The sequence below is a fragment of the Pseudoalteromonas sp. TAE56 genome (genome assembly GCF_000497955.1).
Lineage (GTDB): Bacteria > Pseudomonadota > Gammaproteobacteria > Enterobacterales > Alteromonadaceae > Pseudoalteromonas.
This window is the reverse complement of the sequence record NZ_AUTN01000136.1, coordinates 1-7,869: the sequence shown is the minus strand read 5'-3', so window position 1 is coordinate 7,869 and position 7,869 is coordinate 1. Positions and strand designations below refer to the sequence as shown.

Annotated in this window: 5 protein-coding genes and 1 pseudogene; 1 reads left to right on the top strand and 5 read right to left on the bottom strand. The window is 41.3% G+C overall.

Annotation, left to right across the window (positions count from 1 at the left end):
* Window positions 1-213 precede the first annotated feature (213 nt).
* Window positions 214-1,110: a GGDEF domain-containing protein gene (locus L656_RS0116140; RefSeq protein WP_024599976.1), complete on the top strand. Its 897-nt coding sequence runs from the start codon at window positions 214-216 to the stop codon at window positions 1,108-1,110.
* A 73-nt stretch (window positions 1,111-1,183) separates the two neighbouring features.
* Here the strand turns inward: L656_RS0116140 and L656_RS0116135 are convergent, their stop codons facing one another.
* From L656_RS0116135 to L656_RS1000000123525, 5 genes and pseudogenes are all read right to left on the bottom strand, one after another.
* A complete protein-coding gene (locus tag L656_RS0116135; protein WP_024599975.1) occupies window positions 1,184-1,525 on the bottom strand; it encodes a hypothetical protein in 342 nt (113 codons plus the stop codon).
* Complete coding sequence (gene tilS, locus L656_RS0116130; protein WP_024599974.1) at window positions 1,526-2,830, bottom strand: tRNA lysidine(34) synthetase TilS; 1,305 nt, start codon at window positions 2,828-2,830, stop codon at window positions 1,526-1,528.
* Between the two features lie 83 nt (window positions 2,831-2,913).
* Window positions 2,914-3,870, bottom strand: a complete 957-nt coding sequence (gene accA / locus L656_RS0116125; protein WP_024599973.1) for an acetyl-CoA carboxylase carboxyl transferase subunit alpha — start codon at window positions 3,868-3,870, stop codon at window positions 2,914-2,916.
* A gap of 16 nt (window positions 3,871-3,886) precedes the next feature.
* Window positions 3,887-7,378, bottom strand: coding sequence for a DNA polymerase III subunit alpha (gene dnaE, locus L656_RS0116120; protein ID WP_024599972.1), 3,492 nt, complete (start codon window positions 7,376-7,378; stop codon window positions 3,887-3,889).
* Between the two features lie 57 nt (window positions 7,379-7,435).
* A pseudogene (locus L656_RS1000000123525) lies at window positions 7,436-7,840 on the bottom strand (ribonuclease HII); the annotation flags it as partial.
* Window positions 7,841-7,869: the final 29 nt, after the last annotated feature.

Genomic DNA, 7,869 nt, shown 5'->3' with positions numbered 1-7,869 from the left:
AAGCCAATGCGTTTAAAAAACCACACAAAAAGCACTGCCGCTACTAATAAGCCAAAAATTTGAGCATTAATACTTTGCAAATGCAGCCTCGCGCTTAAATTAAACTAGTAGCTTGTAAGTAAATATAGCAACCATATGTTTTTCAGGCAATTTTAAAATATGGCACAAAAATAGCTTAGTTATTGCAAAGTAACACCCTCGGGGGAGAATTTAATGGAAAACGTCCATATTTTGACGCAACGTGTGTCAGGTCGCGGTGATTTTTTGCCGTTTTCGGCTGAACATTCACCAACAAACGAAATAACAGAAACACATAAACTCGTTACAGAGCTACAAACAAGCTTAGTGATTGAGGATGTTTTAGCTATATACGCAAAATTTACAAAACAATTGTTAAATTTCTCTGGTTTACAGTTTCAATCAACATTAGGAACTACACAAACATCAGAAAGTGACACAAATAGTACTCCCTATATTTTTGATTTAGCTATTGGTAATGAACACTTAGGGCAACTAATTTATTTTAGTAAGTTTCCGCTTGGGCAAGCAATTGAGAAAAAGCTAAATATTTTACATACTGCGCTGGTTTATCCACTTCGCAATGCAATGATGTATAGCAGAGTATTAAAGCTTGCTACAAAAGATGCATTAACCGGTTTAAACAACCGCAGTCAATTTAATGACTTTTTACTGCAAAAACTTGAAAACTGCCGTCGTTATCAGCGTCCATTTAGTTTAATGCTACTTGATCTGGATAACTTTAAACAAGTTAACGATAACTTTGGTCATAAAATTGGTGACGATACACTTAAAGAATTTTCAAAAGTACTGTGTAGCAGCATACGTGGCACTGACTCAGTGTTTAGATTTGGTGGTGATGAGTTTGCTTTACTTATTGAAGACCCTGAGTTTACCACTAATAAAGTGATTGCTGAACGCATAATGTGCTTAGTAAGAAAATCGCCATTAATGTCTAAGTACAAAGTAACAACCAGTATTGGTTTTACTTTAGCTAACAGCCAAGACAGCGAAACTGAAATATTTGCTCGAGCAGATAAAGGCTTATACAAAGCAAAAGCATCTGGCAGAAACTGCGCAAAAGCCTACTAATATTTGCTTAAACTAATTGAATAAAAAAGCCTAGCTTCCCCCGCTAGGCTTTTTTATTGCTAAAATTTCACGCCTAAGGTTTTACACTTACCAATTTATAAATAAACAAAGCAGCACAAAAGCCGAAAAAGAATCCGCTAATTAAATTAAGTAATGCGGTAATTGTAGCAAGCGGTGTAAATAACACTAAAAGCAGTGGCAGGCTCACGCCTAAAATAAAAAACAATCCACCTTTACCTAACCAATAAGCTAATAAAAGTACTGAAGATACAATCCCACCCGCAACTGCATAACCTAACGTAACTATATTTAACTCAAGTAAAACATTAGCGATAATAGCTATTACGGCCGTTATCAGCATACCCATTGGCGCTTTAGTCACTAACGACAAACCAACATGCGGCTGTTTACCCATTTATTTACACTCCCAAAAAATACCATTTTCATCAACATGCTTAGCACTTATAAAATAACCAACCACTTGCACTAATTCATCATTATAAAAAATAAGCGGTACGCTGGCGCGAAGCCAAGGTGCTATTTTTGCATCTTTAAACCAATGCTTAACTGTATTACTACCAGGCTTTTTAAGTGGTTTTATACGCGCACTATTGCAATTAAAGCGCACTATTACTTGCTCATTAGCGTGTGGAGGTCTTACACCGCTACCAGCCCTTTTAATTAATAAACGCCCATCAGCAAGTTTTAGTTCTGAATGATTCAGCTCTGTATCTGTTAATACTTCACTTGGTGTTACAAAATACAAATAACCTTGATGCCGGCGTATTTGTCCATCTAGCAAGTCGATACGCATTTGTGCATCGTTTTTTGCGCACATTGCTTGATTAATAATTTGCTCAAGTTGCTTTTGCGATGGCATCACTTGAGTAAATAGAGCAAGCCACGCACGTACTATATTTGCTATGCGCGCTGCGCTGTATTCACTTATTTGGCTAATGCACAGTGCTTGATGCTCGTTAACACACTTATTTAAATCAAGCTGGGTATATTCATCAAGTAGAGTTTGTTGTCGCTGTAGTAGCTCAATGCTTCGTGCAGTGCATTGCTCAAACCCATTAAAGCGCTCAGCTAACACAGGCACTATTTTTGAGCGTAAAAAATTACGATCAAAACTTTCATCTGTATTAGAGTCATCGGTTATGTGGTTAATACCGAACTGCGCTGCAAACGCTTCTATATCGCTTCGCTTAACGTTCAACAATGGCCGAAAACATACACGGCCACTTTGCAGTAAACGCGCTTGGTGCATAGCACCAAGCCCTTTTAAACCTGAGCCACGCTTTAAGCGCAGTAAAAACGTTTCTACTTGGTCGTTTAAGTGTTGGCCCAGTAAAATAATGCTGCTTTGTGGGCTTAGTTCATCAAGTGCTTTATAACGGGCGTCGCGTGCTTGGGCTTCAAGACTTGTGCGCGACTGCTGATCAATGACAACTTTCGCAGCTTCAAAAGGCACACTAAGCTCAATACATACGTTTTTGCAAAAGCGTTGCCAGTCATCAGCATACTGGCTCAAGCCATGGTGAACATAAATAGCCGAGACATTAATTCCAGGGTTATTTACTTTTAAAGTGTACATTAAATGCAACAACACCACAGAATCAACGCCACCAGAGAGCGCCACTGTAAAAGCAGTGTTGCCTTGCTCAATATAGCTATTTAGTGATTTTTTTAATTGCTGATAAATTGCTGATTTATGCATATGGGCGCACTTTAATATAAAAACTCTGAACATTTTAAAGCAAAAAAGCCGCATAAGCGGCTTTTTTTTAACATTTAATGCGTTTAGCAATAACCAAACGACATTAAACGTTTGTAACGTTGGTCAAGCATTTCTTCAAGCGTAAGCGCTTGAAGATCAGCTAAGTCACGTTTTAGGCGTTCTTTTAAGTTACGTGCCATACCATCGTAATTGCGGTGCGCTCCACCTAGAGGTTCATCAATTAAATTACTGATTAAATCTAGTTCTTTCACGCGCTCTGCAGTTACACCCATAGCTTCTGCTGCAAGTGGTGCTTTGTCGGCGCTTTTCCAAAGAATTGACGCACAACCTTCAGGCGAAATTACAGAATAAGTGCTGTATTGCAACATGTTAACTCTGTCGCCAACACCAATCGCTAATGCACCACCGGAACCGCCTTCGCCAATAACCGTACATATTGTCGGCACTTTAAGTGTCGCCATTACTTTTAAGTTACGTGCGATTGCTTCAGATTGACCACGCTCTTCAGCGCCAACACCTGGGTATGCACCCGGTGTGTCGATAAAAGTCATGATTGGCATTTTAAAACGCTCAGCCATTTCCATTAAGCGTAATGCTTTACGGTAACCTTCTGGCTTTGGCATACCAAAGTTGCGTTTAATTTTTTCAGCAGTGTCACGGCCTTTTTGTTGGCCAATAACCATTACTGGTTCGCCATCTAAACGCGCAACGCCACCTAAAATAGCCGGATCGTTAGCAAAAGTACGATCGCCAGCAAACTCGTCAAATTCCGTGAAAATGCGCTCGATATAATCTCGAGTGTAAGGACGCAACGGATGACGTGCTAACTGTGATACTTGCCAAGCGCCTAAATTAGAAAAAATCTCCTGTTTTTGTTTGGCACTTTTTTCTTTTAGTTTGCTGACTTCCTCTTCTAACTCAAGGTCTAATTCGCCAGCGCGGCTTATATTTTGTAATTCTTCAATTTTTGCTTCTAATTCTGCAATTGGAAGCTCAAAATCAAGATAATTGAGGCTCATGCTCTAAACTACCTAATTAGTTAAATTCTAGTTCTACATCTTGCGCTGCCATTAATGATAACTTATGTATTAAGTCGTCACTTGGCGTAACACACCATTCGATCCCAAGAGTTAATTGAGCCAACGCATCTGGACGTTGGTAATAAACCTTGATCGGACACGTTCCCATTTTATAGGGTTCGAGTACTTTTTGTAATTTATCGAAGAAACCTGCCTCGACTTGCACCATGTTCAGCGTCATTTTAATCGCTTTAATACGTTTTTCACGCGCTTGAGCAATGGTGTTTATTTCTCTGGCGGTCATTGTAATACCACCGGAGAAGTTATCAAAGCTGACCTGTCCAGATATTACCAAGATATTGTTAACTTGGAGCATATCTTGGTACTTTTCAAACTCGTCTGAATACAAGCGTACATCAATCCGTGCACTCTTGTCATCTAAAGTTACTAAGGCCCAACGATTTCCTTTTTTATTAATTAATACCCTTGAAGCAATCACTAAACCTGCGGCCGTTGCAAATACATCACGGTTAGTTGGCTGTAAATCAACTATTTTTCCGCTGGTATAATGCCTAAGCTCACGTCGGTACTGATTTATCGGATGCCCAGTTAAATAAAGGCCTAGCGTTTCTTTTTCACCATCTAACCATTCGTTATCGGTGAGTCCCGTGGCTTTAATAAAGGCTTGTTCAACTTCGTCAGGCTCGGTGGCTAATAAACCAAACAAATCACTTTGCCCTAATAGCTCAGCTTTGTTGTGTTGATCAGCTGCACGCATTGCATCTTTTAAACTGGCCAGTAATGTAGCACGTCCAGATTGGGTTTTTTCTGGCCCTAAATTATCTAGTGCACCTGAGTAAATTAATTTTTCAGTGACGCGTTTATTTAAGCGTTTTAAATCAACTCGGGCACAAAAATCAAATAAATCTTTAAATGGGCCACCTTTCGCACGTGCTTCCAAGATTGCATCAACCGGTGCTTCACCCACGCCTTTAATAGCGCCGATGCCGTAAACAATTTCACCTTGCAGGTTTACTGTAAACTTAAACTCACCTGCATTTACGTCTGGCGGCAATAAAGTGAGCTTCATGTTTTCACATTCGTCCACCAAAATAACTATTTTGTCGGTGTTATCCATATCGGCCGACATTACCGCAGCCATAAACTCAGCAGGATGATGCGTTTTCATCCACAGTGTTTGATACGAAACGAGTGCATATGCCGCTGAGTGAGATTTATTAAAGCCGTAACCAGCGAATTTTTCTACCAAGTCGAAGATTTTTATCGCGAGCTCGCCGTCAATGCCGTTATTTCTTGCGCCATCTTCAAACGTTGAACGCTGCTTTGCCATTTCTTCGGGTTTTTTCTTACCCATTGCACGACGCAGCATGTCGGCGCCACCTAGCGTGTAGCCTGCTAGTACTTGCGCAATTTGCATTACTTGCTCTTGATACAAAATAATGCCGTACGTTGGATCAAGTATTGGTTTTAAGCTTTCGTGCTGATACTGCGCATCTGGGTATGAGATTTCTTCTCGGCCCAATTTTCGGTCGATAAAATTATCTACCATGCCTGATTGCAGCGGACCTGGTCGGAACAAGGCCACAAGTGCAATCATATCTTCAAAGCAATCGGGCTTAAGTCGGCGTACTAAGTCTTTCATACCGCGCGACTCTAGCTGAAATACAGCGGTCGTTTCGGCGCGAAGTAGTAACTCAATACTTTTTTTATCATCCAGTGGAATAGTGTTTATATCAACAGGGTCTTTACCTTGGCGCTCCATGCGCACGTTGGTCATATCGACTGCCCACTGCAATATAGTCAGTGTACGTAAACCCAAGAAATCGAACTTAACTAAGCCTGCGGTTTCTACGTCGTTTTTATCAAACTGTGTGACCGGAAACTTACCTTCGTCATCGCAATAAAGCGCGGCAAAGTCGGTAATAGTGGTTGGCGATATTACTACGCCACCCGCATGTTTACCTGCGTTACGTGTACACCCTTCAAGGATGCGACACATGTCGATTAAATCTTTTACTTCGTTGTCGCCATCGTAGGCTTCTTGCAAGCGTGGTTCTATATCAAACGCTTTAGCAAGCGTCATCCCTGGATCACCTGGAATCATTTTTGAAATACGATCAACAAACCCATAAGGATGCCCAAGCACTCGCCCTACATCGCGTATTACCGCTTTTGCAGCCATAGTACCAAAGGTAATAATTTGCGATACGGCGTTTCGACCATACAAAGCCGACACGTGATCAATTACCTCATCACGTCTATCCATACAGAAATCGACGTCGAAATCGGGCATTGATACACGTTCTGGATTCAAAAATCGCTCAAAAAGCAAGTCGAATTCTAGTGGATCCAAATCGGTAATTTTCAGTGCGTACGCAACTAACGAACCCGCACCTGAACCACGACCAGGTCCAACAGGAATATTGTTATCTTTACTCCACTGAATAAACTCCATTACGATTAAGAAGTAACCGGGGAATCCCATTTGGTTAATTACGCCAAGCTCTATATCAAGTCGCTCGTCGTATTCAACACGTTTTACTTTTCGCTCTTCTTCATCGGGGAATAAAAACTGCAGTCGCTCTTCAAGACCGTCTTCTGACACTTTAACTAAAAACTCATCAATCTTAAGTGAGCCAGTTGGGTAATCAGGTAAAAAGTAAGTCCCTAGCTGAACCGTTACATTACAACGTTTAGCTATTTCTACCGTATTTTGTAGCGCTTCTGGAATATCGCTAAACAGCTCTGCCATTTGCTCTGATGTTTTTAGGTATTGTTCTTCAGAGAACCGTTTAGGGCGGCGTTTATCATCAAGCGTGTAGCCGTCAAAAATAGCAACGCGAATTTCGTGCGCTTCAAAGTTTTCTGGCTTTAAAAATACCACTTCGTTGGTGGCTACAACAGGTAACTGCTCTTTGGTAGCAAGCTCTACCGCCATGTGTAAGTAGTCTTCTTCAAGCGGTCGATTGGTGCGAACTAGCTCAAGGTAGTAGTTATCGCTAAAATGCTGCTTGTAAAAACTAACTACCGATTCAATGACACTTGGGTTATTTTTTAGTAATGCTTTACCTAAGTCACCGTCTTTAGCGCCAGAGAGAATAATTAAGCCCGTTTTATGTTCCACCAGCCATTCTCGGTCAATCACTGGCCGATGAAACACATGCCCACGCTGATACGCTTTAGATATTAACAAGGTAATATTTTTATAGCCGTCGTTGTCTTTGGCTAATATGGTTAAGCGGCTTGGCTCGTCAGGAAATTCAGGACTACGAACCCAAAAATCTGCCCCCACAATCGGCTTAATACCGGCGTTATGCGTGGCGCCATAAAAGCGCACTAAGCCACAAAAGTTCATTTGATCGGTAATCGCAATCGCAGGCATTTGCAGCTCTTGCGCTTTAGCGACTATCGGCTTTGTTTTAGCGAGGCCGTCAACCATCGAGAAGTCAGAATGAACCCTTAAATGGACAAAATCAGGAGCCNCCAATACACGCTGCACAGGCTTAAAGCTTTTACGATGCTCGTCAATCGCGCCGTACTGCTCAAGCGCCGCAAAATGCGCTTTAGTCGGATATCCTTTGTGCCCTGCAAAGCCATATTCTGGGTGGCGTTTATCAAGTTCAATCATTTCATCATCACGCGCTACTTTAGCTAAAATAGACGCGGCTGATATTTCAGCTACCAAGCTATCGCCTTTAACAACGGCTTGCGCTGGCATTGCTAATTTAGGCAAACGATTACCATCTATAAATACAAATTCAGGTTGTGTGCTTAACGCCTCTACTGCGCGGGTCATGGCAAGCATCGTTGCGTGCAGAATATTTAATTCATCAATCTCTGTCGGATTGCAGCGACCATAGGCGTAACACAATGCATTTTCTTTTATTTCAATCGCGAGTGCTTGGCGTTTTTTATCTGTTAATTTTTTAGAATCTGCTAAGCCTGCAATAGGTTTAGTGGGATCTAAAATAACGGCGG